Annotated in this window: 20 protein-coding genes and 1 pseudogene; 13 read left to right on the plus strand and 8 right to left on the minus strand. The window is 64.5% G+C overall.

Annotated elements, in window-relative coordinates:
* Positions 1-126 precede the first annotated feature (126 nt).
* The 7 genes and pseudogenes from ACOZJV_RS18070 to ACOZJV_RS18100 all read left to right on the plus strand — a co-directional run bounded on the left by ACOZJV_RS18070 (position 127) and on the right by ACOZJV_RS18100 (position 8,751).
* Positions 127-2,331: an OsmC domain/YcaO domain-containing protein gene (locus ACOZJV_RS18070; RefSeq protein ID WP_078470346.1), complete on the plus strand. Its 2,205-nt coding sequence runs from the start codon at positions 127-129 to the stop codon at positions 2,329-2,331.
* The gene (locus ACOZJV_RS18075; protein WP_421548158.1) at positions 2,332-2,655 is read left to right on the plus strand and encodes a hypothetical protein; all 324 of its coding nucleotides are present in this window, start codon (positions 2,332-2,334) and stop codon (positions 2,653-2,655) included.
* 27 nt (positions 2,656-2,682) lie between these two features.
* Positions 2,683-3,585 carry a LysR family transcriptional regulator gene (locus tag ACOZJV_RS18080; protein ID WP_421548159.1) on the plus strand — a complete coding sequence of 301 codons (903 nt, stop codon included), beginning with the start codon at positions 2,683-2,685 and terminating at the stop codon, positions 3,583-3,585.
* A 197-nt stretch (positions 3,586-3,782) separates the two neighbouring features.
* Positions 3,783-4,346, plus strand: a complete 564-nt coding sequence (locus tag ACOZJV_RS18085; protein WP_421548330.1) for a glutathione S-transferase — start codon at positions 3,783-3,785, stop codon at positions 4,344-4,346.
* 67 nt (positions 4,347-4,413) lie between these two features.
* Positions 4,414-5,310 (plus strand): annotated as a pseudogene (locus tag ACOZJV_RS18090) (pyridoxamine 5'-phosphate oxidase family protein); the annotation flags it as partial.
* A 125-nt stretch (positions 5,311-5,435) separates the two neighbouring features.
* A complete protein-coding gene (locus tag ACOZJV_RS18095; protein WP_421548160.1) occupies positions 5,436-6,635 on the plus strand; it encodes a DUF3142 domain-containing protein in 1,200 nt (399 codons plus the stop codon).
* Entirely contained in the window at positions 6,622-8,751 is a 2,130-nt protein-coding gene (locus tag ACOZJV_RS18100; RefSeq protein ID WP_421548161.1) for a hypothetical protein, read from the plus strand. The genes ACOZJV_RS18095 and ACOZJV_RS18100 overlap by 14 nt, the downstream gene beginning before the upstream one ends.
* A 40-nt stretch (positions 8,752-8,791) precedes the next feature.
* On the opposite strand, the gene lpdA is transcribed toward ACOZJV_RS18100, so the two are convergent.
* The 7 genes from lpdA to ACOZJV_RS18135 form a co-directional block, all read right to left on the minus strand.
* The gene (gene lpdA / locus ACOZJV_RS18105; RefSeq protein ID WP_421548162.1) at positions 8,792-10,192 is read right to left on the minus strand and encodes a dihydrolipoyl dehydrogenase; all 1,401 of its coding nucleotides are present in this window, start codon (positions 10,190-10,192) and stop codon (positions 8,792-8,794) included.
* 195 nt (positions 10,193-10,387) lie between these two features.
* Entirely contained in the window at positions 10,388-11,320 is a 933-nt protein-coding gene (locus ACOZJV_RS18110) for a phosphatidate cytidylyltransferase (protein WP_020294910.1), read from the minus strand.
* Between the two features lies 1 nt (position 11,321).
* Positions 11,322-11,942 carry a lysophospholipid acyltransferase family protein gene (locus ACOZJV_RS18115; RefSeq protein WP_421548163.1) on the minus strand — a complete coding sequence of 207 codons (621 nt, stop codon included), beginning with the start codon at positions 11,940-11,942 and terminating at the stop codon, positions 11,322-11,324.
* A 9-nt stretch (positions 11,943-11,951) separates the two neighbouring features.
* On the minus strand, positions 11,952-12,407 hold the full coding sequence (locus ACOZJV_RS18120; RefSeq protein ID WP_421548164.1) for a hypothetical protein: 456 nt from the start codon (positions 12,405-12,407) through the stop codon (positions 11,952-11,954).
* The gene (locus tag ACOZJV_RS18125) at positions 12,397-13,740 is read right to left on the minus strand and encodes a phosphatase PAP2/dual specificity phosphatase family protein (protein ID WP_421548165.1); all 1,344 of its coding nucleotides are present in this window, start codon (positions 13,738-13,740) and stop codon (positions 12,397-12,399) included. Before ACOZJV_RS18125 ends, ACOZJV_RS18120 begins: the two co-directional genes overlap by 11 nt.
* Positions 13,740-15,497, minus strand: a complete 1,758-nt coding sequence (locus tag ACOZJV_RS18130) for a bifunctional alpha/beta hydrolase/class I SAM-dependent methyltransferase (protein WP_421548166.1) — start codon at positions 15,495-15,497, stop codon at positions 13,740-13,742. Before ACOZJV_RS18130 ends, ACOZJV_RS18125 begins: the two co-directional genes overlap by 1 nt.
* Positions 15,498-15,507: 10 nt before the next feature.
* Positions 15,508-16,131, minus strand: coding sequence for a CDP-alcohol phosphatidyltransferase family protein (locus tag ACOZJV_RS18135; protein WP_078470357.1), 624 nt, complete (start codon positions 16,129-16,131; stop codon positions 15,508-15,510).
* A 252-nt stretch (positions 16,132-16,383) separates the two neighbouring features.
* Between ACOZJV_RS18135 and hflK (ACOZJV_RS18140) the strand changes: the two genes are divergently transcribed.
* The 5 genes from hflK (ACOZJV_RS18140) (at position 16,384) to cfaB (ending at position 23,759) form a co-directional block, all read left to right on the plus strand.
* Positions 16,384-18,348, plus strand: coding sequence for a protease modulator HflK (gene hflK / locus ACOZJV_RS18140; RefSeq protein WP_421548167.1), 1,965 nt, complete (start codon positions 16,384-16,386; stop codon positions 18,346-18,348).
* The gene (gene hflC / locus ACOZJV_RS18145; RefSeq protein ID WP_078470359.1) at positions 18,345-19,394 is read left to right on the plus strand and encodes a protease modulator HflC; all 1,050 of its coding nucleotides are present in this window, start codon (positions 18,345-18,347) and stop codon (positions 19,392-19,394) included. Before hflK (ACOZJV_RS18140) ends, hflC begins: the two co-directional genes overlap by 4 nt.
* Positions 19,391-20,452: a protease modulator HflK gene (gene hflK, locus ACOZJV_RS18150; protein ID WP_421548168.1), complete on the plus strand. Its 1,062-nt coding sequence runs from the start codon at positions 19,391-19,393 to the stop codon at positions 20,450-20,452. The genes hflC and hflK (ACOZJV_RS18150) overlap by 4 nt, the downstream gene beginning before the upstream one ends.
* Positions 20,449-22,353, plus strand: a complete 1,905-nt coding sequence (locus ACOZJV_RS18155; RefSeq protein ID WP_421548169.1) for a cation-translocating P-type ATPase — start codon at positions 20,449-20,451, stop codon at positions 22,351-22,353. Before hflK (ACOZJV_RS18150) ends, ACOZJV_RS18155 begins: the two co-directional genes overlap by 4 nt.
* A gap of 218 nt (positions 22,354-22,571) precedes the next feature.
* The gene (gene cfaB, locus ACOZJV_RS18160; protein WP_078470362.1) at positions 22,572-23,759 is read left to right on the plus strand and encodes a C17 cyclopropane fatty acid synthase CfaB; all 1,188 of its coding nucleotides are present in this window, start codon (positions 22,572-22,574) and stop codon (positions 23,757-23,759) included.
* 3 nt (positions 23,760-23,762) lie between these two features.
* Here cfaB and cls read toward each other — a convergent pair whose 3' ends face one another.
* Positions 23,763-25,202 carry a cardiolipin synthase gene (gene cls / locus ACOZJV_RS18165; protein WP_078470363.1) on the minus strand — a complete coding sequence of 480 codons (1,440 nt, stop codon included), beginning with the start codon at positions 25,200-25,202 and terminating at the stop codon, positions 23,763-23,765.
* Between the two features lie 131 nt (positions 25,203-25,333).
* Between cls and ACOZJV_RS18170 the strand changes: the two genes are divergently transcribed.
* Positions 25,334-25,855 (plus strand): DUF3617 domain-containing protein, encoded by a 522-nt coding sequence (locus tag ACOZJV_RS18170; protein ID WP_421548170.1) that lies wholly within the window; start codon positions 25,334-25,336, stop codon positions 25,853-25,855.
* Positions 25,856-25,918 lie beyond the last annotated feature (63 nt).

Below are 25,918 nucleotides of genomic sequence, written 5' to 3' on the forward strand. Positions count from 1 at the left end.
GTAGCCCTGCTGCACGGGGAGCGGCCTATGGCCGGCCAGCGGCCCTCACGGAAAAGCACAAGACTTCCGACCGAAAAACCGGATAATACCGGCCAAATTTGTGGCTCGTTATTCTGGTAATCCCCCATGGAAATCAAGGTCAACTTTCTCGACAACCTTCGACTTGAAGCCAAGTTCGATGACTTCACGGTAGTGGCCGATCAGCCTATTCGCTATAAGGGCGATGGCTCGGCGCCGGGTCCATTCGATTACTTTCTGGCTTCGTCGGCGCTGTGTGCGGCCTATTTCGTGAAGTTGTATTGCGACACTCGCAGTATTCCTACCGAGAATATCCGCCTGTCGCAGAACAACATTGTTGACCCGGAAAATCGCTACAACCAGATTTTCAAGATCCAGGTTGAGTTGCCGGCTGATATTTCCGACAAAGACCGCCAGGGCATCCTGCGCTCCATCGACCGTTGTACGGTGAAGAAGGTGGTGCAGGCCGGGCCGGAGTTTGTGATTGAGGAAGTGGAAAACCTGGATGCCGATGCCCAGGCGTTGTTGATGCCCAATGCGGCCAGCGATGCAGGCACCTACATTGTGGGCAAGGACCTGCCGCTGGAGCAGACCATCGCCAATATGTCGGCCATTCTGGCGGGCCTGGGGATGAAGATCGAGATCGCCTCGTGGCGCAATATCGTGCCCAATGTGTGGTCGCTGCATATCCGCGATGCGCATTCGCCGATGTGTTTCACCAACGGCAAGGGTGCGACCAAGGAAGGTGCGCTGGCGTCGGCCCTGGGCGAGTTTATCGAGCGCCTCAACTGCAACTTCTTCTACAACGATCAGTTCTGGGGCGAGGACATCGCCAACGCGGCGTTTGTGCATTACCCGGATGAGCGCTGGTTCAAGCCCGGCCGTAAAGATGAACTGCCGGCCGGCATTCTCGATGCGTATTGCCTGAAGATCTACAACCGCGATGGCGAGTTGCGCGGTTCGCATTTGTACGACACCAACTCCGGCAACGAAGAGCGCGGCATCGTTTCGCTGCCCTTTGTGCGTCAGTCCGATGGCGAGGTGGTGTATTTCCCATCGAACCTGATCGAAAACCTGTTTCTCAGCAACGGCATGAGTGCCGGCAACACGCTGGCCGAAGCCCAGGTGCAGTGCCTGTCGGAGATCTTCGAGCGTGCGGTGAAACGCGAAATCATCGAAGGTGAATTCGCGCTGCCGGATGTACCCCAGGAAGTGCTGGCCAAATACCCTGGGATCCTGGCGGGGATTCAGGGTCTGGAAGCCCAGGGTTTCCCGGTGCTGGTGAAGGACGCGTCCCTGGGCGGTGAGTTTCCGGTGATGTGCGTAACCTTGATGAACCCGCGCACCGGTGGTGTATTCGCTTCGTTCGGCGCCCACCCAAGCCTGGAAGTGGCGCTGGAGCGCAGCCTCACCGAATTGCTGCAAGGCCGCAGTTTTGAAGGCCTCAACGATTTGCCCCAGCCGACTTTCGAAGGCCATGCGGTCACTGAGCCGAACAACTTCGTCGAGCACTTTATCGACTCCAGCGGCGTGGTGTCGTGGCGTTTCTTCAGCTCCAAGTCGGACTACGAGTTTGTGGAGTGGGACTTCACCAGCCAGGGTGAGAACGCCAACGCCGAAGAGGCCGCAACGCTGTTCGGCATTCTCGAAGGCATGGGTAAAGAAGCCTACATGGCGGTCTACGAGCATCTCGGCGCCCCGGCCTGTCGCATCCTGGTGCCGGACTACTCGGAAATTTATCCGGTGGACGATCTGATTTGGGATAACACCAACAAAGCGCTGTTCTTCCGCGCCGATATCCTCAACCTGCATCGCCTGGACGAGGAGGCCCTGAAAGACCTGGTCGAGCGTCTGGTGGAAAGTGAGCTGGACGACTACACCGATATCACCACCTTGATCGGCATCGAGTTCGACGACAACACGGCCTGGGGCCAGTTGACCATCCTTGAGCTGAAGCTGCTGATTTACCTGGCCCTGCAGCAATTTGAAGAAGCCAAGGAGGCGGTCGAAACCTTCCTCCAGTACAACGACAACACGGTCGAGCGCGGGCTGTTCTACCAGGCCGTGAACGCGGTGCTGGAAATGGAACTGGACGAAGACCTGGAGCTGGAAGACTACGAGGTCAATTTCCGCCGCATGTTCGGCAATGAGCGGATGGACGCCGCGATCGGTTCGGTCAATTCCAGCGTGCGTTTCTACGGCCTGACACCGACCAGCATGAAGCTGGAAGGCCTCGACCGGCACCTGCGGCTGATCGACAGCTACAAGAAGCTGCACACGGCGCGGGCCAATGTCGCGGCGTCAGCTCGTTAAATGCCCAGGTCGCGCCTGCTGTATCCATTGATCCTGGTCGGCGCGGCCTCGCTCTTGTTGCTGGGGGCCCTGACGCCGGTACTGTCCAACGGTCTGCTGTTGCTGCTGGAGCGCTCCAACTTCATCCCGGCCGAGTCGTCGATCTGGACCTTCGAACCCACGGTGACCAACCAGGGGTCGTCGTCCTATTGGCTGTACGGCGAAGACCGACAGCACTATTTCTATTTCTCCTACACGCCGGATGCGCCTTATCGGTTGATCGCCAAGAACAACGGCTGCGTGGCGTTCGACAAGCATGACGTCACCACCTGGTGCATTCGCTAGAACAACCACCGCCGCCGAGGTTGATCCATGGATAGATTCCAGGAAATGCAGGTGTTCGTCTGCGTTGCCCAAGAGCAGGGATTTGCGGCGGCGGCCCGGCGCTTGAACCTGTCGGCGGCCAGTGTGACCCGCGCGGTGGCGGCACTCGAACAGCGCATTGGCAGCCTGCTGCTGACCCGCACCACCCGCAGCGTGCACGTGACCGATGCCGGCCAGCGTTTCCTGGAAGACTGCCGGCGAATCCTTGGCGAATTGCAGGACGCCGAAGCCTCGGCCGCCGGGGTGCATGCCCAGCCCCGTGGGCAACTGACGATCACCGCGCCGGTGTTGTTTGGCGATTTGTTTGTCACGCCGCTGATGGTCGATTACCTGCGCCAGTTTCCCGAGGTCAGCATCAACGCGTTGCTGGTGGATCGGGTGGCGAGCATGGTCGACGAGGGCATCGACGTCGCGGTGCGCATCGGCGAGCTGCCGGACAGCGGCCAGCATGCGATCCGGGTTGGCGAAGTGCGCCGGGTGGTGTGTGCCTCGCCGGCCTTTCTGTCGGCCTATGGTCGGCCCCAGCACCCGGAGGATTTGCGTCAGGCGCCGATCATTGCCCCGTCTGCGGTCGGTCAGTCGCGTCATTGGCAGTTTGAGCAGGGCGGCACCGCACTGAGTATTCGCCTGGAGCCACGGCTGCTGGTTTCCGCCAATCAGGCGGCGATCAGCGCGGCGTGCCTGGGGCTGGGCCTGACCCGGGTGCTGTCGTACCAGGTGGCGAGCAGAGTGGCGGCTGGCGAACTGGAAATCGTCTTGCAGGCCTTCGAGCTGGCGCCCTTGCCGATTCATGTGGTGTATCAGGGCGGGCGCAAGGCGCCGGCGCGGGTGCGCAGTTTTGTCGATCTGGCGGTACAGGGGCTGCGCGAGCACCCCGCGTTGAGCCGCTAGCCATCAGGTTTTATTGCAGCCAATGAAATAATGGATTGTGTTTTCTGGTGATTCTGCAGTTTTCACACAGGGTGGAAGATGGCTCCCGTCAGTGCGGCTCCCGTGAGCCGTCGTTACCTTGCGGAGTTCCTGTGTCCCAGTCCCCGATCAAGTTTTACAACTTCCCCCGTTCTGGCCACGCGCACCGCGTCGAGTTGATGCTGTCGCTGCTGCACCTGCCGGTCGAGACCCTGTTGGTCGACCTGACCCAAGGGGTACACAAACAGCCGGCGTTCCTGGCATTGAATGCATTCGGCCAGGTGCCGGTGATTGATGACCAGGGGGTGATCCTGGCCGACTCCAACGCGATTTTGGTGTACCTGGCGCAGCGCTATGGCCAGGGCCGCTGGCTGCCAAGTGACCCGGTAGGCGCGGCACGGGTTCAGCGTTGGCTGTCGGTGGCGGCGGGGCCGTTGGCCTCGGGCCCGGCCACGGCACGCCTGATTACGGTGTTTGGCGCGCCGGGCGATGCCCCGCAAGTGATTGCCCGTTCTCACGCGCTGCTCAAGGTGCTCGATCAGGAACTGGCGCCGCATCCTTACCTGGCAGGTGCCGAGCCAACCATCGCCGATGTGGCGTGCTACAGCTATATCGCCCACGCCCCGGAAGGCAACGTGTCCCTGGCCGATTACCCCCAGGTCCGCGCCTGGCTGGCGCGCATCGAAGCCTGGCCCGGTTTTGTCCCGATGCCGCGGACCGTGGCCGGCCTGCAAACCGCGTAAACCACTGAGGGGCCGGCCAGTCTGGCGGCCCTGTCGACTGTGCCCCGGGCACAGGGGAGCCATCGTCATGAACCCACAATCACCCTGGCACGCTGGTGAACAACAGTTGCAGGCGCACATGGGCGTGGTCGAGCGCATGCAAGCGCTTGGCAGCAAGGTGATCCGCCAGGCAATGCCCGATCAGCACCGCCAGTTCTATCAGCAGTTGCCTTTCCTGCTGTTTGGCGCGGTGGATGCTGCGGGCAACCCTTGGGCGAGCCTCCTTGAAGGGCCGCCCGGCTTCGCCCATAGCCCGGCGCCGGACCTGTTGCGCATTGAGCGGTTGCCAGCGCCCGAAGACCCGGCGCAGCTGGCTGCGGGCGCCGCCATCGGCCTGCTCGGGATCGAGCTGCACACGCGGCGCCGGAACCGGCTAAATGGCCGGCTCCAGGCTTACGCCGCAGACGGTTTCAGCGTTGCAGTGCAGCAGGCGTTCGGCAATTGCCCGCAATACATCCAGCGCCGTGAGTTCAAGCAGGCGCCAGCCATCACCTCGGCCATGCCTGCGGTGCAACGGCTGGAACAGTTGGACGCGGCCGCGACGGCCCTGATCAGCGCCGCCGATACGCTGTTTGTCGCCAGTTACCTGGACCAGCCCGAGGGCCGTTCGGTGGATGTTTCCCATCGTGGCGGGCCGCCCGGGTTCGTCAGGGTCGAGGGTAATTGCCTGACGATTCCGGATTACTCGGGCAACCGTTTCTTCAACACCCTGGGTAACCTGCTGCTCAATCCCTGCGCCGGCTTGCTGTTTATCGACTTTGCCCGGGGCGATCTGCTGCAACTCAGCGGCCGTACGCAGATCATCCTTGAGGGTCCGCAGGTCGAGGCCTTGCCGGGGGCCGAGCGAGTCTGGCAACTGCAGGTCGAGCACCTGGTACGACGCCCGGCGGCCCTGGGTTTGCGCGGGCATTTCCCGGCGCCCTCGGTTTGACCGGAGCGTGGAAAAATACCCGGCGCGCATTGCTCCCAAGCCTGGGCCTGCGTAGGCTGGCGCATCTGAAAACAGGGCCTTGAACCGGCCCTTTTTGCGTCAAGGGATACCCGCGATTCATGTCCGCTTCCGTCTGCGTCCGCCTTTGTGTGTTGCTGTTCGCCCTGTTGCTCGGCGGCTGCGAGCCCAGGGACACGACCGCGCTCGACCAGCAGCTCTATATCTGGCAACGGCAATGGACCCCGGCCCATGGCGATGCACTGGCCCGGACCCGCGCCGACTTCTCCACCTTGCGCGTGCTGGCGCTGCAGGCCTTCCCCGGTGCCGGCTGGAGCCGCGCACGCATCGATGCACCGCTGCTCAAGGCAGACGGGCGCCCGCTGATTGCGGTGATTCGCCTCGATGGCCAGCTCAAGAGCCTGGATCAGGCCGAGGTCAGCGCGCAGATCCTGCAATTGCTCGCCGACTGGCAGGCCCAGGGCTTGACCCCGGTCGGGGTGGAGATCGACCACGACGCCGGCAGTGCGCGGCTGCCGGCCTATGCCGGGTTCCTCACTCAATTGCGCGGCGTATTGCCGGCCTCCCTCAAGCTCAGCATCACCGCCTTGCCGTCGTGGCTGGGCAGCCGCGAGTTGCCGGCGCTGCTGGCCACGGTCGACAGCAGCGTGTTGCAGGTGCATGCCGTCAGCGATCCGCGGCACGGCCTGTTCGATCCACAGCAGGCCCGGCAATGGGCCGAGCGCTGGGCCAAGGTCAGCGACAAACCGTTCTACCTGGCCTTGCCGGCCTACGGCGTGGCCCTGCTGCCCAGTGATGGCGGGGCGCCGGTGATTGAAAGCGAAGTGCCGGTGCCAGGCCTTGGCCAGCGCCGCGAGCTGATGGCCGACCCGGTGCAACTGGCCAAACTGGCTCGTGAATTGCGCGCGGATCGGCCGCCCCATCTGGCGGGGCTGATCTGGTTTCGCCTGCCGCTCCAGGGCGACCGGCGGGCCTGGAGTGTCGAAACCCTGGGCGCGGTGGCCCGTGGTGATGAACTGATCAGCCGGTGGCAGCTGACATTCAGCGAAAAAGACGGTCTGTTTGATATTCGCCTGGGCAACACGGGCAATCTCGACAGCCCCTTGCCCGAGCAGGTCAGCCTGGTGGTGGAAGGCTGCCAGGCCAGCGACGCCCTGGCCGGTTACGGGGTGCAACAGCGCCCCGGGCAGTTGCTGTTCACCCGGCGCAGTGAAGGCCGTTTGCAGGCAGGAAGCGCGCGAGCCCTGGGCTGGGCGCGTTGTTCAAGAATTGATCAAGGAGCGTCCCATGTTCGTCCCTAAACCCCGTCACCTGTTGTGCCTGAGCCTGTGCCTGCCGCTGACCTCGGCGTTGGCCTGCGGGCCGTTTTTCCCGGCGCGCCTGCTGGGTGACCGGGCGCAGACCCTGGCCGTGTTGCCCGAGGGCAGCTTTCAGTTCGAGGTCAGCCGCCTGGGGCAGGTGATTGCCGGGCTCAAGCCGGCGACCGAGGCTTCGCTGTCGCCCTATTACGACGGTGGCGAGCAGCCGTACCAGGAGCAGCGGGACAAAGCCGAGCAGGACGGCCTGACTGACGCCCAGCGCACGCTGGTGGCCCAGTTGCGCCAACTGCAGGACCCGCATCAGGCGCAGCAACAGGGCGCCAGCCTGCCGCTGGAAATCAACCTGTACCTGGCGGGGGCCGTGGACTTCAAGGGCGGCGACAACGCCCAGGCGGCGGAGTATTTCCGCCAGGTGCTGGCCTTGCCGGCGCCGCAGCGCGCACTGCGCAGTACCTGGGCGGCCTATTCCCTGGGGCGGGCGTTGTACGCCATGGGCCAGGAGGCTGGCGATCTCGACGAACAGGGCCGTCAGGCACTGATGCAGCAGGCCCGGCAGGCCTTTCAGCAAGCGCGGCAATTGAGCATCGACGGCTTTGGCGACCCGTTGGAACTGGGCATCGCCAGTTTGGGCGAAGAAGCCCGCGTGGCGAAAATGGCCGGCGACTGGCAGCAGGCCATCGAGCTGTATGCCAGCCAGAGTCGCCTGGGTTCGTCGATCGGCACCAGCTCCCTGCGTGAGCTGGCGGGCGAGCTCGCGGCACTGCCTGAAGAGCAGTTGCAGGCCTTGTTCAGTCACCCCGCCGTCCCGCGTTTGCTGGCGGCGAGCCTGATCAGTCGCATGACTGGCGAACCCACGCAGCGCTCGGAGTCTGATCAGAAAATGATCAAGCTGCTCAGCCATTCGGCCAGCGGCAGCCTGGACAACGCCGACCGCCTGGCGGCGCTGAATTATCAGATCGGCGACTACGCCACCACCAAGCTGTTGCTCGAACGGGCCGGCGACGGCGGCCTGGCCTGGTGGCTGCGGGCCAAGCTGGCGCTGCGCGACGGTGACAAGGCCGCGGCGGCCAGCGCCTATGCCAAGGCGGCCAAGGCCTTCCCCCAGGGCGAAAGCTGGGGTGAGCGCACCGGCGAGGACGGCAACTACGAAACCCTCAGGCCCGGCTGCCGGGTCGAGGGTGAAAGTGCGGTGCTGGCGCTGGAGCGTGGCGATTACCTGCAGGCGTTCGAGCAGCTGTATCACAGCGACGATATCTACTGGCAGGACGCGGCCACCGTGGCCGAGCGCGTGCTGACCGTGGATGAACTCAAGCAGTTCGTCGACACCCAGGTCCCGGCGCCACCGCCGACGCCGAAGCAGGAACAGGGCTACTACCAGACCCTGCCGATTGCCGCGCAGCTGCGTGAGCTGCTCGGCCGCAGGTTGTTGCGCGAAGGCCGCTACGCCGAAGCGCCGGGCTACTTCGACAGCCCCGAGTTACAGGCCACTGCCAAGGCCTATGGCGATTACCGGCGCCAGGCGGAATCGGCCTGGCTGCCCACCGGCCGTGCCGAAGCCTACTACCGGGCCGGGCAATTGGCGCGCAAGTCGGGGATGGAGATCCTCGGGTATGAGATGGGGCCGGACTACCGCACCCTGTGGGGGGACTACAGCCTGGAGATCCCCGCGACCACGGTCGGGCCCTTTGTCAGTGCGGCGGAAGTCGAACGCCAGCAGGCCAGCCAGGCCGAGCCCGACGTGCGTTATCACTACCGCTATGTGGCGGGAGCCTTGGCCAACACCGCCGCCGATTTCCTGCCCCACAGCAGCCAGGCCTTCGCCGCGGTGCTGTGCAAGGCGGCGCGCTGGACCCGGGGCAGCGATGTCGAGATCGACTACTACCAGCGCTATGTGGAACACGGCCCCTATGTGGAATGGGCCGGCAACTTCGGCATGAACTGTGAAGAGCCGAATTTCGACACCGCCAATAAACGCTACCTGACCCAGTGGCTGGACGGGCTGTATTCCACACTGCGGGCCCACAAGACCGGTGTGCTGCTGGGCGCCGGTTTGCTGGTGCTGGGCGCCGGCTACCTGCTCTGGCGCAGGAGAGCCTAAGCCCCCCTCAGCGGCAAGCTACACGTTTGAGGCTTGCAGCTTAGAACTGCGTTGCTGCCCCTTCCACATCCATTGCCGCCTGGCGCAGGGCTTCGGAGCGGGTGGGGTGGGGGTGGCAGGTGAGGGCGATGTCTTCGGCCGAGGCCGAGAACTCCATGGCCACGCAGTACTCGCCGATCATTTCACTGACGCTGGGGCCCACCAGGTGCACCCCGAGGATCTGATTGGTGTGCTCGTCGGCCAGTACCTTGGCGAAGCCTTCGGTCTCATGGTTGATCTTGGCCCGGCTGTTGGCGCTGAACGGGAACTTGCCGACCTTGTAGGCCCGGCCTTCGGCCTTGAGCTGCTCCTCGGTCTTGCCGACGCTGGCCAGTTCCGGCCGGGTGTAGATGACGTTGGGGATCAGCGCGTAATTGACCTCGGCGGCCTTGCCGACGATCTGCTCGATGCAGGCCATGGCTTCGTCCTCGGCCTTGTGGGCGAGCATCGGTCCGGAGGTCACGTCACCGATCACCCAGACCCCGGCAGCCGCCGTACGGTGGCGTTCGTTGGCCAGCATGCCCCGCGAGTCGGTGCTCAAGCCGAGGTTTTCCAGGCCCAGGCCCTGGGTGTAAGGCCGGCGCCCGATGGCCACCAGCACGTAGTCGGCCTCGATCAGCTCAGCGCTGCCGCCGGCCGCCGGTTCGACGCTCAACTGCACGCCGTTGGCCGAGGTGGTGGCGCGGGTGACCTTGGCCCCGAGCTTGAAGGTGATGCCCTGTTTGCCCAGGGCGCGCTGCAGGGTCTTGCCGGCTTCGCCGTCGACCCCGGGGCAGATCCGGTCCAGGTACTCGACCACGGTGACCTCGGCCCCCAGGCGGCGCCAGACCGAGCCCAGCTCCAGGCCGATGACCCCGGCTCCGATCACCACCAAGTGCTTGGGCACTTCGCCCAGGGACAGGGCGCCGGTGGAATCGAGGATGCGTTTATTGTCGATCTCCACCCCGGGCAAGGGCGTCGGCTCGGAGCCGGTGGCGATCACAATGTCCTTGGCCTGCAACGAGGTCTTGGCGCCCTGGTTGTCGGTCACCGTGACCTTGCCCGGCCCGTCGATATGGCCCCAGCCCTTGATCCAGTCGACCTTGTTCTTGCGAAACAGAAACTCGATGCCCTTGGTCAGGCCGGCCACGCTTTCGTCCTTCTGTTTCATCATCTGCGCCAGGTTGAGGGTCGGCTTGACCTCGATGCCCAGGTTGACGAATTCCTGGCCCATGGCCGCGTCGTACAGTTCCGAGGCATGCAGCAACGCCTTGGACGGCATGCAGCCCACGTTCAGGCAGGTGCCGCCGAGGGTGGCGCGGCCTTCGACACAGGCGGCTTTCAGCCCAAGCTGGCCGGCACGGATGGCCGCGTTGTAGCCACCGGGGCCGCCGCCCAGAATCACGACGTCGTAGGTACTCATGGCGTTACTCCTGCACAAGGGATGGGAAAGGAAGACCGTTGAAGGATGGTCGGATAAAAAATTACGGTCGTAATATGAGACCTCGAAAGCCTGCTGGTCAAGGGCCGGGTTTCGAGGAAGGAAGGCGGGGAGAGCAGGAGGGAGGTTGCTCGGGGGAGGTCGATGCCCCCGCCCGAGCGATAGCGCGTCGTTACCTCAGGTCCACCAGTAGCGCACCAGGTGGAAGAAGATCGGCGCGGCGAAACACACCGAATCCAGGCGATCGAGCATGCCGCCGTGGCCTTCGATCATGTGCCCCCAGTCCTTGACCCCACGGTCGCGCTTGATGGCCGACATGACGATGCCACCGGCGAAGCCCAGCAGGTTGATCAGCAGGGCGATCAGGAACGACTGCCAGATGTTGAACGGGGTGATCCAGAACAGCGCGCCGCCGATCAGCGAGGCCAGCAGGATGCCGCCGACAAAGCCTTCCACCGTCTTGGACGGTGACAGGTTGGGCGCGATCTTGCGTTTGCCGAAGAGTTTTCCACAGACGTACTGCAGCACGTCCGACAGCTGCACGACGATCACCAGGTAGGCGATCAGCAGCAGGTTGCGGCCCTCATAGCCGGCGATATCGAGGGTCAGCAGGGCCGGCACGAACGACACGCAGAACACTGCGATCATCAAGCCCCACTGGACCTTGGAGGCGCGCTCCAGGAAGTGCGTGGTGTCGCCGCCCAGGGACGCCAGGATCGGCAGCAGGAGGAACACGTAGACCGGGATAAAGATCGAAAACAGCCCGTACCAGTCCGAGTAGATCAGCAGGTATTGCAGGGGCAGCGCCAGGTAGAATGCCGCCACCAGCGCCGGGTAGTCGCTGCGCCGGGTCGGGGTCAGGGTCAGGAATTCACGCAGGGCGTAGAACGACACCGCGTAGAACAGCAGGATCACCGCGCTGGTGCCGAGCCAGAAGGCCAGGCCGATCACCACCACCATCACCCACCAGGCGTTGATCCGCGCGTTGAGGTTGTCGATCACCGAGTTGGGCGTGCCGCGGGTGCGCAGCTTGAGGATGAAACCGATCAGCGAGGCCAGCACCAAAATGGCACCGATGCCGCCGAACAACATCAGGGTTTGCTTATCCATGTCAGGAATGCTCCGGGGCCAGGGCCAGCAGCGCTTCGCGGCTGCGTTCAAGGAAGTGCTCTTTGCTTTCACCTTCTTCAAGGTTCAGCGGGGCGCCGAAACTGGTGGTGCATAACAGCGGCAGCGGCAGGAACCGGCCCTTGGGCATGACCCGGTTCAGGTTGGCGATCCACACCGGGATCAATTGCGCCTGTGGGTAACTTTTTGCCAGGTGGTAGATCCCGCTCTTGAACGGCAGCAGGCCGTCTTCGAGGTTACGCGTGCCTTCGGGGAAGATGATCAGCGAATCACCGTTCTCCAGGGCATCGAGCATGGGCTGCAAGGGGTTATCCACAGGCTCTTTGCGCTCGCGGTCGATCAGCACGCCGTTGAACACGCGGTTGATGATGTAGCGGCGCAGGGTGCTCTTTTGCCAGTAGTCGGAGCCGGCCACCGGTCGCGTCAATTTGCGCAGGGCCGGCGGCAACGAGGCCCAGAGCAGCACGAAATCGCCGTGGCTGCTGTGGTTGGCGAAGTAGATGCGCTGGGTCGCTTCCGGCGCGCAGCCGAGCCACAGGCTGCGGGCCCCGGTGATGCTGCGCGCGGCAGAGGTGATGAGGGTGGAGACCACGGGTTCGAACATGAGAATTCCTTATCCGGCAAAGGCCAGCCAGGGGCTGGCCAGGATGAAGCCCAATGTCAGCAAAACTTGTACAGCGAGCAGCAGAGCCTGGCGGCGCAACAGCCCCAGGGCACCATGGGTACGTTCGGGCCAGGGCCGGCCAGCGCGTGCGGCGGGTTGCAGGCCCAGCGCGCTGAGGGCCAGGTCCAGCGCCTGGGTACGCTCGGCCAGTGGCTGTGGGTCGTCGGCAACCCGTTGAAACAGGTCGGCATCGAAGGCCACGCGCAGCGCCCAGTATTTTTCCAGCAGGCCCACCACCAACAGGGTCACCCCGAAACACAGCAGCCATGGATTGAAAGTTGCCAGCCACCAGGGGCTGAGCCCCAGGGCGACACCGAACAGGCTCAGCCCTGTGGATAACTGATCCAGGCTGCGCCCGCGGCGCAACAGGCTGGCCACCGCGTGCAATTGCATGTCAGTGGCCATAAACCGCACCCGCGACTGTGGATAACTGCTCCAGGGCCTGACGGTGCGCCGGGTGCAGGACGATCTGCGGCCGCGCGCGCTGAATCTGCACGATAGCGGCATCGACGTTGGCCGCGCGCCCGGTGTGCAGCAGCCAGGCGGCGATGGCGGTGGCGCTGCGGGAGTAACCCAGGGCGCAGCACACCAGCAGCGGTCCGTGCTGGCGCAGGCTCTCGATGGCCTGTGCGGCGGACAGGCACTGTTCGGGGCTGGGCGCGGTCAGGTCGAGTACAGGGATCGAGCGGTAGGCCAGGTGCCGGGCATCCAGGGACAGCTCGGCGCACAGGTCGACCACCGCGCTGAATGGACTGTCCCGCAGCTCGGCCGGGGTCGGAATCCGCCCCAGCCAGACGTTATCCACAACCTGGTCCGGCTGTGGATGCTTGCGCGTCCACAGCCGAGAATTGATCCAGGCCGCCGCCAGGTACGGCGCCAGCAGCCAGCGCGCGGCGGCGGTCAAGCGCCCGTCCGCGCGTTTTTGGAAGCCTTCGGCGCCAATCAGGGCGTAGTTCAGGGCCACCAGCAGCAAGGCCACGGCCGGCCACACCAGCCATAGCCAGGTGCCGCCCAGGGTCAGGGCGGGGTAGCCCAGCAGCGCCGCGGCAATCCCGTAGCGCACGGCCAGTTGCCAGCGCTTGGGGTCCTGGGTGGGCTTGAGGCGCAGCAGCGGGCTGGGTCGGTCCAGGGGCCAGAGCCAGACGCACAGCCAGCCGGCCAGGGCGCCTGTGGGCAAGTCGACAAAGTGGTGTTGATAAGTGGTGAGTACCGAGACCCCGATCAGCGCGAACCAGCCGTGCACCAGCCAGCGCCACATCCCTTGGCTATGCCGTTGATAGCAGACCCAGAGGATCACCAGCAGGGCGATATGCAGCGACGGTGCCTGGTTGAACGGTTTGTCGAACCCGGCCAGGACCTCGAACATCCAGCCAAACACCCCGTCCAGCTCCGGCCGGGCAAAGGTGAAGCTCAACGGCCAGAGCAGGAAGCAACTGACCGCGATCAACTGCGCCGTCAGCAGGCGCAGGGCGTGGCGCTTGAGTTCTTCGCGGCTGTTGGGCAGCAACAGGGACAGGCCGTACAGCAGGTCGATGGACCAGTAGGGCACGATGGTCCAGGCCCAGAACGGCATATGGCTTTCCCAGCCGAACACCAGGCTGCCGACATCGTCACGCTGGGAGGTGTACCAGGTGGCGAAACCGTAGGTGCTGAAAAACAGCGGTGCCAGCAGCAACAACCAGAGCACCGCGGGTTTCAGCAAGCCGGGCTCGCGGCCCGGCGTTGCGGCGTGGGTCATCATTGCACCCGTTGGGCCAGGGACACGCTGAAAATGCCCCACTCATCGACGCGCATGGTCACTTTGCGGAAACCGGCGGCTTCCACCAGTTGGTCCATCTCCGCCTGGGTCCGGCGGCGCATGACCCAGGCCTGGCCCTGGCGGTGGCTGGTCAGGGCGCGGGCGATCAGTTCCAGCTGCGGGTGCCACGGCTGCCCGGTGTACACCAGGTAACCGCCGGGTTCCACGGCCTCGGCCAGGCCGGACAGCGAACCGCCGACCATCTGGTTGTCGGCGAACAGCTCGTACAGGCCAGAGACCACCGCCAGGGTCGGTTTCGGGTCGAGTGCCGCGAGGTCGGCACGGTCGAAGGCATCGCCTTTGACGAAGCGGGCGGTCTGGCCCAGGCCTTTCTCGCCGATCAGCGCACTGCCGTCGCGCACGTTGATGTCGCTGTAGTCGCGCAGCAGGATCGATTCCGGCAGCGGGCTGACCCCTTGCAGGGCTTCGAGAATGTAACGCCCGTGACCGGCGGCGATGTCGACGATGCGCACTTCGCTGTTCTGTTCGCGCAGCTTGCCCATGGCCAGGCGCAGCAGCTCCTCGACGTTCAGCTTGCGTTGGCGGATGCCGCGCCAGCCGATGGAGTTGAGGTAGTTCTGGTCGATCATGCGGCCCAGGGCCGACGTGCCGGTGGGTTTGTTGCGGTACACGTAGTCCAGGGTGCTGCCGGAATCGAAACCGGTGTCGAAGCCCAGCTTGACCCCGGCCGACAGCTGGCTGCCCAGGCGCATGCTGGCGCGGGTCATGCGCCAGTACAGGTCACGGGGCGAGTTGTGCGGCAGCGGCGCGGCCAGGGATTCGGATTCGGCACAGGTAGCGCCCAGGCGATCGGCATCGAGCAGGGAAGGGCGGTCCAGGGGCTGGGCGAACGTCTGCAGGATAAAGCGTCGTGCGCTGGCGACCGCAGGGGCGCGGTTCTTCTCGCCCAGGGTGTCGTGGAAGAAGCCCGGCAGGATGTGTTTTTCCTTGTGCAGACTGCCCAGGCGCTCGAAGAACTGCTCCTGGGGTTTGCGGTGCACCACGAAGTCGGCGCCGGAAATCAGCAGTTGGGTCGGCACCTGGATTGCCTGGGCGTCGGCCACCACGCGATCGGCAGCCTCATACAGGCCGAGCAAGACGTTGACCGAAATCGCCTTGGTGATCAGCGGGTCGCTGTCATAGGACGCGACGCGTTCCGGGTCATGGCTGAGAAAGCGCGCCTTGACGTAGCTGTTGACGAAGAAATTGCCGCGAAACTTGCGCATCAGGGCCAGGCCGCTGCGGGCAAAGGGCACGTAGAGCTTGACCTTGAACGCCGGCGACGCGAGCACCAGGGAACGGATGCGTGGCGCGTAGTCGTGGACCCAGGTCGAGACGATGACCGCGCCGACACTCTGGGCGACGACCGCGATGTTCTCTTCGTCGATCTGGTAGGTGGCGTTCAAGTGATCGCAAAAGGTCTGCACGTCTCGCGCGCTGGTGGCGAAACTCGGGCTGTCGCCCCGTGCACCCGGGGACTGGCCATGGCCACGGGCGTCCCAGGCGAAGAAGTCGAAGCCGGGCAGGTCCAGTTCGTCCACCAGGTGGGCGATGCGTCCGGAGTGTTCGTGACCGCGGTGGAACAACAGCACGGCCTGGCGCGGCTCGCCGGGTGTGGCGGCAGTGGCTGGCCAGTGCCGGTAAAACAGTTCTACGCCATCGTGGGTAGTGAACGTCTGGTGTTGAGCATCGCGCATTGCAATTTCCTTATGCTGAGGGAGCGTTGTTCTGCACTTCTTTAAGGCCCTGGCGGACCCGGTTCACAAGGGTGTAAAGCAGCAGTGCGGCGACGATCGCCAGGACGCCGTTGATCCAGGCGGCGGCGAGCCAGCCCAGGGCAATGCCGGTGGCCATGACGCCGAGGATGAACGCCCGATCGCTTTTGCCCATTGGCCCGTCGTAACGCCGGGTGGCGCCGACCATCGGCCCGAGCACGCCGGCGTATTCGCTGAACAGCGCCAACAGCGTGACCGCCAGCACCAGCAGCAGGCTGACGCCGGGGATCACGGCAAACGGCAGGATCAGCGCGCAATCGGCAACGATGTCGCACAGTTCATTGAGGTAGGCGCCGAGGCGCGATTGCTGGCCGAACTCCCGGGCCAGCATGCCGTCGATGGCGTTCAACGCCATGCGCAGGATCATCCACAGGGGGATCAGGGCGAACAGCCACAGGTGGCTGGCGAAACAGGCGATCACCACGCCCACCAGCACCGAGACCAGCCCGGCCAGCACGGTGATCTGGTTGGCGGTGGTGCCGTTGTCGTAAAGACGCTGTACCAGAGGCCGCAGCAGGTTCTGAAAGCGCGGTTTGAGCTGATAAATCGAGAGCATGGTGGGACAGTTCCTTGTCACGCTGGGGAAGCCGGGTTGGATTATTGCCATAAATCCCGGGGCGCCGACATCAGTACTTCCCTTGAGGCCCCGGGTTGCCTAGTGATTTTTTGACGCACCGCACAGACGAAAAGGCATAGGGCGTGACAAAAATTTCACTACTATTGTTATATAGTAACCAATTGTTTCGATTTCAGCGGCCTGGAAATTATCCACAGGCCCAGTTTGAACAACTGTACCTGTTGGGGTGGTATGCAAGTCGATCTTGATGCTGAAGGGGAGGGCGTCCAGGCCTTGCCACGGTTTCAGCGCGCGGGGTTTCACGCTCGCCGCTTGAAACGCTGGGGGGGTGGCCTGGCCGCAGTCGCAGCGAGTGCGATGGTGCTGGCGTTGTTTGTGGTGCTGTTTGCAACGCAGTCGATCTGGCCGGTGCTGCTGATGAACCTGGCGGCGGCACTGACGGTGCTGGTCTGCGGCCTGCAATCGGCCTGGTGGGTGGCGCATTGGCGTGCCGAGGGGATGGAAAACGCACCGCCCCTGATTGTTCAACAGACCACTCCTCCTGACGCGGCAACCCCTGCCGCCTACGAGCGTTTGCTCGAAGGCGTGGGTCGGCGTGGTCGTGGGCTGTTATCGCAGATCGGCGCGCCGACCTTGGGGCTGGCGGCCGGCGCCTTGTTGGCGCTGTGGGCCATCAAGCAGTTCTGGAACCTGGAGTTGCCAGGCGCGGCCCTCGGTGTGTCCGCCAGTGTGGGCGCGGTCCTGGCCTTGTTGCTGGCGTTCGCCCTGCTGGTATTCGAGCGGCAACTGGCCCAGGAACACCCCGCTGAATGGCCGGAGGCCGGGGCCTTGGCGCAGCTGGCGCGGGTGGCAATCATCTGCCTGATGCTGGGCGCGCTGTGCCTGTTGTTTGCCGGCGAATCCGCTGTCTGGCCGGTGCGTCTGGCGGTGCTGCTGGGCGCGTTGCCTGGGTTGGTGGCGGTTGAACTGCTGCTGCGGGCGCTGTTGTCCCTGTTCAGCCCCCATCGCGCGCGCCTGGAGCCCCGGCTGCTGGCCCACAGCGTGGTCGCCGATATGCTGCGCTGGCCACCGCAACCGCTGCGAGCCCTGCAACACGAGCTGCACAACCGCTTTGGCATCGACCTGCGGCAGATCTGGGCATTTACCTATATGCGTCGGGCGTTGCTGCCGGTGGCGTTGGTGGTGGCCGCTGTGGGTTGGCTATTGACCGGCATTCATGAAATATCCCTCCACAATCGCGGCATTTATGAGCGTTTCGGCAAACCGGTGGCGGTGTTCGGGCCTGGCCTGCATGCCGGGCTGCCCTGGCCGCTGGGGCGGTTGCTGAGTGTGGAAAACGGCGTGGTGCACGAGTTGGCCACCAGCGTCGGCGAGGCCGCGCCACCGGCCCAGGCCGAGCCGGCGGAAGGCCCGGCGCCCGTGGTCGCCAATCGGCTGTGGGACGCGAGCCACGTCAACGACAAGTCCCAGGTGATTGCCAGTGGCAGTGGCGACAAGCAGAGCTTCCAGATCGTCAACATGGACGTGCGGTTTGTCTACCGTATCGGCCTGGACGACAAGTCAGCGCTCGCGGCCACCTATAACAGCGCCGATGTGCCGACCCTGATCCGCAGCACGGCCAGCCGGGTGCTGGTCCATGACTTTGCTTCGCGGACCCTCGATGGCCTGCTGGGCGCAGACCGCGGCAATCTGGCCGATGATATCGGGCGCGCGGTGCAGGCCGACCTGGCGCAGCTCGACAGCGGGGTGGAAATCCTCGCCACCGTGGTCGAAGCCATTCATCCACCGGCTGGCGCTGCCAATGCCTATCACGGCGTTCAGGCTGCGCAGATCGGCGCCCAGGCGCTGATTTCCCGGGAGCGGGGTGCGGCCAGTGAGCAGACCAACCAGGCTCATTTGCAAGCCAGTGTGGTGCGCGATCAGGCCCAGGCCACGGCCCATGAAGTGCAGGCTGCGGCCCAGGCTGCCGACCTGCGTTTCACTGCCGAGCAGAAGGCCTATGCCAGCGCCGGCCAGGCGTTTGTGCTGGAGCAGTACCTGAGCCAACTGACCCAGGGCCTGGCGCACGCCAAGTTGCTGATTCTCGATCACCGTCTGGGCGGCGACAGCGCGCCGACCATTGACCTGCGTCCTTTCACTCTACCGACCGAGCTTTCGGTGCCGCGTAAAACCGCTCAGCCAGGAGCCGCCCAGTGAGCCAGTCTTCCCCTACCCACGAGCATCACGACGATCACCCCGGTCACGCTCACAGTCATGGCGGTCACCATCACGGGCACCACCACCATCATCATGGCGAGCCGGCAGAGGCGGGGCCTTTCCCTTGGCGGCGCATGGGCTGGGCGCTGTTGCTGGTGCTGTTTGCACTGGCTGCCGCGAGCCTGGTGCAAGTGCGCTCCGGCGAGGCGACGGTGATCACCCGCTTCGGCAACCCGGCCCGGGTGTTGCTCGACCCGGGCCTGGGGTGGCGCTGGCCGGCACCGTTCGAGGCGGCGATTCCGGTCGACCTGCGGCTGCGTACCACCTCCAGCGGTTTGCAGGATGTGGGCACCCGCGATGGCTTGCGCATCATCGTCCAGGCCTATGTGGCGTGGCAGGTGCAAGGTGACCCGGAAAACGTGAAGCGCTTTATGCGCGCGGTGCAAAACCAGCCGGATGAGGCGGCGCGGCAGATTCGCACCTTTGTCGGCTCGGCACTGGAGACCACCGCCAGCAGTTTTGATCTGGCCAACCTGATCAACACTGACGCGAGCAACGTGCAGATCGCCGACTTCGAGGCGCAGTTGCGCAAGCAGATCGAGCAGCAATTGCTCAGTACCTACGGCGTGCGGGTGTTGCAGGTCGGGGTCGAACGCCTGACCTTGCCCTCGGTGACCCTGACCGCCACCGTGGATCGCATGCGCGCCGAGCGTGAAACCATCGCCACCGAACGCACCGCCATCGGCAAGCGCGAAGCGGCGCAGATTCGCTCCGCTGCCGAGCGCGAAGCGCGCATGGTGCAGGCCGACGCCACAGTGAAAGCGGCCGATATCGAAGCTCAGTCGCGGGTTGAAGCGGCGCAGATTTATGGCCGCGCCTACGCCGGTTCGCCCCAGCTGTACAACCTGCTGCGCTCCCTGGACACCTTGGGCACGGTGGTCACCCCCGGAACCAAGCTGATTTTGCGCACCGATGCGGCGCCGTTCCGGGTGTTGGTGGATGGGCCGCCGAGCCTGGGCAACAAAGCGCCCGGGTCGCAGCCATGAGCGATAAGGTTCCACGTGGAACAAATGAACTGGCCAGCCCCTGGATTCAGGCCGGCCGCCTGGCGTTTCTGGCGCTGTACGGCGTCACCATCCTCGCGGCAGTGGCCTGGGCGTTTTCCAACGTGCGGCAAATCGATCCGCAAAACCGCGCGGTGGTCGTGCACTTTGGTGCTCTGGAACGGATTCAAAATGCCGGGCTGCTCCTGGCCTGGCCGCGTCCCTTTGAGCAGGTGGTATTGCTACCAGCGGCCGATCGGGTGATCGAGCGTCGGGTGACCAGCCTGTTGCGCTCCGATGCGGCGTTGCAAGGCGACCGGGTCGCCAGTTTTGCCACGCCCCTGAGCGATACCCTGGCCGGGTCCGGTTACCTGCTGACCGGCGATGCCGGGGTGGTGCAACTGGATGTGCGGGTGTTCTACAAGGTCAACGAGCCTTACGCCTTTGTCTTGCAGGGCGAACACGTGCTGCCGGCCCTCGACCGGCTGGTGACCCGCAGCGCCGTGGCCCTGACCGCCGCCCGCGACCTGGACACTATCCTGGTCGCGCGGCCGGAACTGATCGGTGCCGACAACCTGGCCGCCGAACGCCGCGAGCGATTGCGCGGTGATCTGGTGCAGGGCATCAACCAGCGCCTGACAGAGTTGACCGCCACCGGTCAGGGCATCGGTATCGAAGTGACCCGGGTCGATGTGCAATCGAGCCTGCCCGGGCCCGCCGTCAGCGCCTTCAATGCGGTGCTGACGGCCAGCCAGCAGGCTGACAAAGCCGTGGCCAATGCCCGCACCGACACCGAAAAACTCACCCAGGGTGCCAACGAACAGGCCGACCGGGCGTTGCAAGTGGCCCACGCCCAAGCCGGCGAACGGCTGGCCAAGGCCCAGGCCGACACCGCGACCATCCAGAGCCTGGCGGTGGCCCAGCAGCAGGGCACCGACCCGGAGATGCTGCTGCGGATCTACCGCGAGCGCCTGCCGAAGATTCTCGGCCAGGCCGCCTCGGTGACCACGGTCAACCCTAAAGATGATTCCCGCCTGATCATTCAGGGAGCCGAACAATGACCGCACACACTCATGCCGCTCCGCCCGCGAGCATGCTGACTTCCGTCGAACAACGCAGTGCCGCCCGGCAACTGACCCTGGCCATGCTGGCCCTGGGCTTGCTCGGCCTGGGCCTGGCCTGGCGCTGGCTGGCGCCGGAGCAGGAGGGTGTCAGCCAATTGCTGCTGGGTGTGGCCTCGTTGCTGGTAGCGGTGCCGGTGATGCGTTCGGCCTGGTACAGCCTGCGCTACCCGAGCCTGCACGGCATCACCGATCAACTGATCGCCTTGGCCATGCTCGGTGCCTGGGCGACCGGCGACCTGCTGACGGCGGCGCTGCTGCCGATCATCATGATCTTCGGCCATGTGCTGGAAGAGCGCAGCGTCATCGGCTCCCAGGAAGCGATCCATGCCCTGGGGCGCCTGACCCGCAGTCATGCACGCCTGGTGCAGGCCGATGGCAGTGTGCGCGAAGTGGATAACTCGATCCTCAAGGCCGGCGATATCGTGGAGGTGCGCGCCGGCGACCGGGTGCCGGCCGATGGCCTGGTGTTGTCCGGGCAGGCGAGCCTGGACACCGCGCCGATTACCGGTGAGTCGGTGCCGCTGGAGGCCAGCGTCGGCACCTTGGTATTTGGCGGGGCGATCAATCTCGATGGCTTGTTGCGCCTGGAAGTCACCCGCACCGGCAATGAGTCGACCCTGGGCAAGGTCATCGCCCTGATGCAAAGCGCCGAACGTTCCAAGCCGCCCATCACCCGTCTGCTGGAGCGTTATGCCGGCAGCTATATGGTGCTGGTGTTGCTGCTGGCGGCGGTGACCTGGTTTGTCACCAACGACGCGCAGGCCATGCTCGCGGTGCTGGTGGCGGCCTGCCCTTGTGCGCTGGTGCTGTCGGCCCCGGCCACGGCCATTGCCGGGATCGCGGTGGCGGCACGCCACGGCATATTGATCCGCAGCTCGGCTTTCCTCGAGGAGTTGGCCGACCTGACGTCGCTGGTGGTGGACAAGACCGGGACTCTGACTTACGGCACCCTGCGCTTGCAGTCCATCGACAGCCCGCAGGCAGACCACGGCGCATTGCTCAGCCTGGCGGCCAGCCTCGGTTCCGCCAGCAGCCACCCGGTAAGCCGCGCCTTGGCCGGGTTGGTGGGCCAGGAACAGCTCCAGGCCCTGAGCGATATTCGTGAGCGCCAGGGGCTGGGCGTGGTGGCGCAAACCCTTGAAGGCGAAGCAGCCCTGGGTCGCCCCGAGCTGTTCGAGCAGTTGGGCATCAGCACCACCCCGGTGCCGGGCCATGACGGTCCGATTGCCGGACTGGCCTTGAATGGGGAGTTTCTGGCCTGGCTGCTGCTGGCAGACAGCGTCAAACCCGAAGCGCGCGCGGCCCTCGATGAACTGCGTGAGTTGGGCCTGGGCCGCCAGTTGCTGCTGACCGGCGACCGACAGAGCGTGGCCGACAGCCTGGCGCTGGAGGTGGGGATCCGCGATGTGCAAGCCCAGGCCTTGCCCGAAGACAAACTCAACCGGGTGCTGCAAGAGATCGACAGCGGCTTCCGGCCGATGGTGGTGGGGGACGGGATCAACGATTCCCTGGCACTCAAGGCCGGCGTGGTCGGCGTGGCCATGGGCGCGGGCGGTGCCGATATCGCCCTGGCTTCGGCGGATGTGGTGCTGATCGGCAGCGACCTGCGGCGCCTCGGCACCTGTGTGCGCTTGAGCCGGCAATGCCGGCAGACCTTGCAGGTCAATGTGATCATCGGCCTGGGCTGGACCCTGGCCATTGTCGCCTTTGCCGCGTTCGGCTGGCTCGGTGCGGCAGGGGCGATGATTGCGGCAGTGCTGCACAACCTCAGCACGTTGCTGGTGCTGGGTAACGCCGGGCGCTTGCTGCGCTTCCAGGAGCCGCTGCTCAAACTCTAAGGGGCAGGCGGCTGCGGCGCTTGGAACTTTGCCGAACTGCACGACGTCCTCTGTCCAGAGGGCGTGGCTTTTCAGGTGATCATTGGCGGGAATTTCGGGTACTTGATGGCGGTTTGCCGCGTCGAGTCTTATAGAAACCGGCTATCAGATCGATAGCCTGCTAATTTTCGCTGATGGTCTACCCTCATTTCAGACGTCTGAAACCAGGGGGTTATTCCATGCTCGCGCAACTTCCACCGGCCTTACAGAATCTGCATCTACCGCTTCGTTTGCGGCTCTGGGATGGCCACGAGTTCAATCTGGGGCCAGCCCCCAGCGTCACTATTGTGGTCAAGGACCCGCAATTGGTTGCCCAATTCACCCACCCCAGCCTGGACCTGCTGGGGGGTGCCTTCGTTGAAGGCAAGCTGGAGCTCGAGGGCTCGATCAGCGACGTGATCCGAGTGTGTGACGAGTGGAGCCAGGCCCTGCTGGACGAGGACGACGCTGTGCAGCCGGCCCGCGCCGAGCATGACAAGGCCACCGATGCCGCCGCCATTTCCTACCACTACGACCTGTCCAACGCGTTCTACCAGCTCTGGCTCGACAGTGACATGGCCTATTCCTGCGCCTATTTCGAGACTGGCAGCGAAACCCTCGAACAAGCTCAGCAAGCCAAATTCCGCCATCTGTGCCGCAAGCTGCGCCTGCAGCCCGGCGAGTATCTGCTGGATGTCGGCTGCGGCTGGGGGGGCCTGGCGCGCTATGCGGCGCGGGAATTCGGGGTCAAGGTTTTCGGCATCACCCTGAGCAAGGAACAGTTGGCCCTGGCCCGCGAGCGAGTGATCGCCGAAGGCCTGGAAGACCAGGTCGAGCTGCAACTGCTCGACTACCGCGATCTGCCCCAGGACGGGCGCTTCGACAAGGTGGTCAGCGTCGGCATGTTCGAGCACGTCGGCCACGCCAACCTGGCCCAGTACTGCAAGACCCTGTTCGGCGCGGTGCGTGAAGGCGGTCTGGTGATGAACCACGGCATCACCGCCAAGCACACCGACGGCCGTCCGGTCGGACGTGGGGCCGGGGACTTTATCGAACGTTATGTATTCCCCAATGGCGAGTTGCCGCACCTGGCGATGATCTCGGCCGAGATCAGCGAGGCCGGCCTGGAAGTGGTCGACGTCGAAAGCCTGCGCCTGCATTACGCGCGGACCCTGGACCACTGGAGCGAGCGCCTGGAAGACAACCTGGAGGCCGCCGGCAAGCTGGTGCCTGAACAGGCCCTGCGGATCTGGCGCCTGTACCTGGCCGGCTGCGCCTATGCGTTCGCCCGGGGTTGGATCAATCTGCACCAGATCCTTGCGGTCAAGGCCCGGGCCGATGGCAGCCATGAGCTGCCCTGGACCCGTGACGACCTCTACTACCCCTGAGCGTTAGAGGATCGGTGAGATAAGACGGGCGACCCGCATGCCCAGTTGTTGCAGGCGGTGGGTTTCCCGGCTTTCTTCCTGGGCGATCTCGTGGGCCTGGGCGAAATCGGCGATCAGCATGCTTTCGACCTCAGCGGCGAACGCTTGGTCGACGGTCAGCAGCATCACCTCAAAATTGAGCCGGAACGAGCGGTTGTCCAGGTTGGCGCTGCCGATGGCGCTGATCTCGTTGTCCACCAGCACCACTTTCTGATGCAGGAACCCCGGCTGATAACGGAACACCCGCACCCCGGCCCGCACCGCTTCGAAGGCGTACAGGCTGGAGGCGGCGTAGACAATGCGGTGGTCGGGCCGTGAGGGCAGCAGGATGCGCACATCGACTCCGCGCAGGGCCGCCAGGCGCAATGCGGCGAATACGGCTTCGTCGGGGATGAAGTACGGGCTGGTAATCCACACCCGCTCGGTGGCGGCGTGGATCGCCTCGACAAAGAACAGCGAGCAGGTCTCATAAGGGTCGGCCGGGCCGCTGGCCAGGACCTGGCACAGCACCCCTTCATCGGGGTAGGTGTCCGGCAGGATCAGCGGCGGCAATTGCCGCGAGGCCCAGTACCAGTCTTCGGCGAACGACTCCTGCAGGCAGGCCACCACCGGGCCGCTGACTTGCACGTGGGTATCGCGCCACGGTGCCAGGGGCGATTTTTTGCCCAGGTACTCGTCCCCCACGTTATGCCCGCCGACAAACCCCAGCAGCCCGTCGACCACGACAATCTTGCGGTGATTACGGAAGTTGACCTGAAAACGATTGAGCCAGCCGCTACGGGTGGCGAAAGCGTGCACTTCGACCCCGGCGTCGCGCAGGGTCTGCACATAGGCATGGGGCAGCGAATGGCTGCCGATGCGGTCGTACAGCAGGTGAATGGCCACGCCTTCGGCGGCTTTCTTCAGCAGCAGGCTTTGCAGGCGGCGCCCCAGATCGTCGTCATGGATGATGAAGAACTGGATCAGCACCGCCGTCCGTGCCCGGCTGATGGCATCGAAAATCGCCGCGAAGGTGGCGTCACCATTGATCAACAACTGCAATTGATTGCTCGCCAGACACGGCATGCGCCCCAGCTTGGGCATCGCCCGCAGCGACGCATAGGCGGCGGAGGCGCGGGCGCTGAGGGCCTCTTCGATCCAGGGACGCCAGTTCAGTTCGTTGATGGCTTTGCGCATTTCCAGGTTGGCCTGGCGTCGCGCCTTGATGTACGCGTCGAAGGTGCTGCGGCCAAAAACCAGGTAGGGGATCAGGGTCAGGTAGGGGATGAACATCAGCGACAGTGCCCAGGCAATCGCGCCTTGGGCCGTACGCACGGTCAGCACCGCGTGGATGGCGGCGATCAATCCGAGGAAGTGCAACAGTGCGATCAAATAACCGAAGATATGCGGACCGAAATAATCCATGGGGCAGCCTTGCTCCTGAAGACTCAATGCGTAACAGACCATGTTCCACGGCGAATGTCGCTATTTAATTGGCCATGCAACGCAAGTCGATTTTTGACGTCTAACGGCCACTACTGTCTAGGAGCTTCTCGATGAAACGTCGTTTACTGGGTTTGGCCATGGTGATGGGTGTTGCACTTCCGCTGGCCGCTCAGGCGCAGATGCTGCAGCCCGGGCTATGGGAACTGACCAGCAGCAACATGAAGGTTGATGATCAGAACCTGCCGGACCTGTCGTTGATTCTTGGCCAGTTGCAGCAGCAGATGACCCCGGAACAACGGGCCATGCTGGAGAAACAGGGCGTGACCATGGGCGGCAAGGGGATCCGGGTGTGCCTGACCCAGGCTCAGGTGCAATCGGACAGCATCCCGCTGACAGACCCGCAATCGGGCTGCAAGCAGGAGGTCACCGACCGGACCGGCAACCAGTGGAAGTTCCGCTTCAACTGCCCGAAAGCCCAGGGCACCGGCGTTGCCAAGTTCCTCAGCGATCGTGAATTCACCACCAATGTCCTCGGCACCTTCAATGCCACCGGGATCCAGCAAAAGGGCAGCATGGACACCCGTGCCGTCTGGCTGGGGCAGGACTGCGGCACAGTCAAACCACGGGCCTGAGCCCTGTAGCCGCCGCCGAGGCACGAGGCTGCGCGGGCCCTGCGCAACAATTAACGTCTACCT

This window comes from Pseudomonas sp. QD4, assembly GCF_049199125.1.
In the GTDB taxonomy this organism is placed as follows: domain Bacteria; phylum Pseudomonadota; class Gammaproteobacteria; order Pseudomonadales; family Pseudomonadaceae; genus Aquipseudomonas.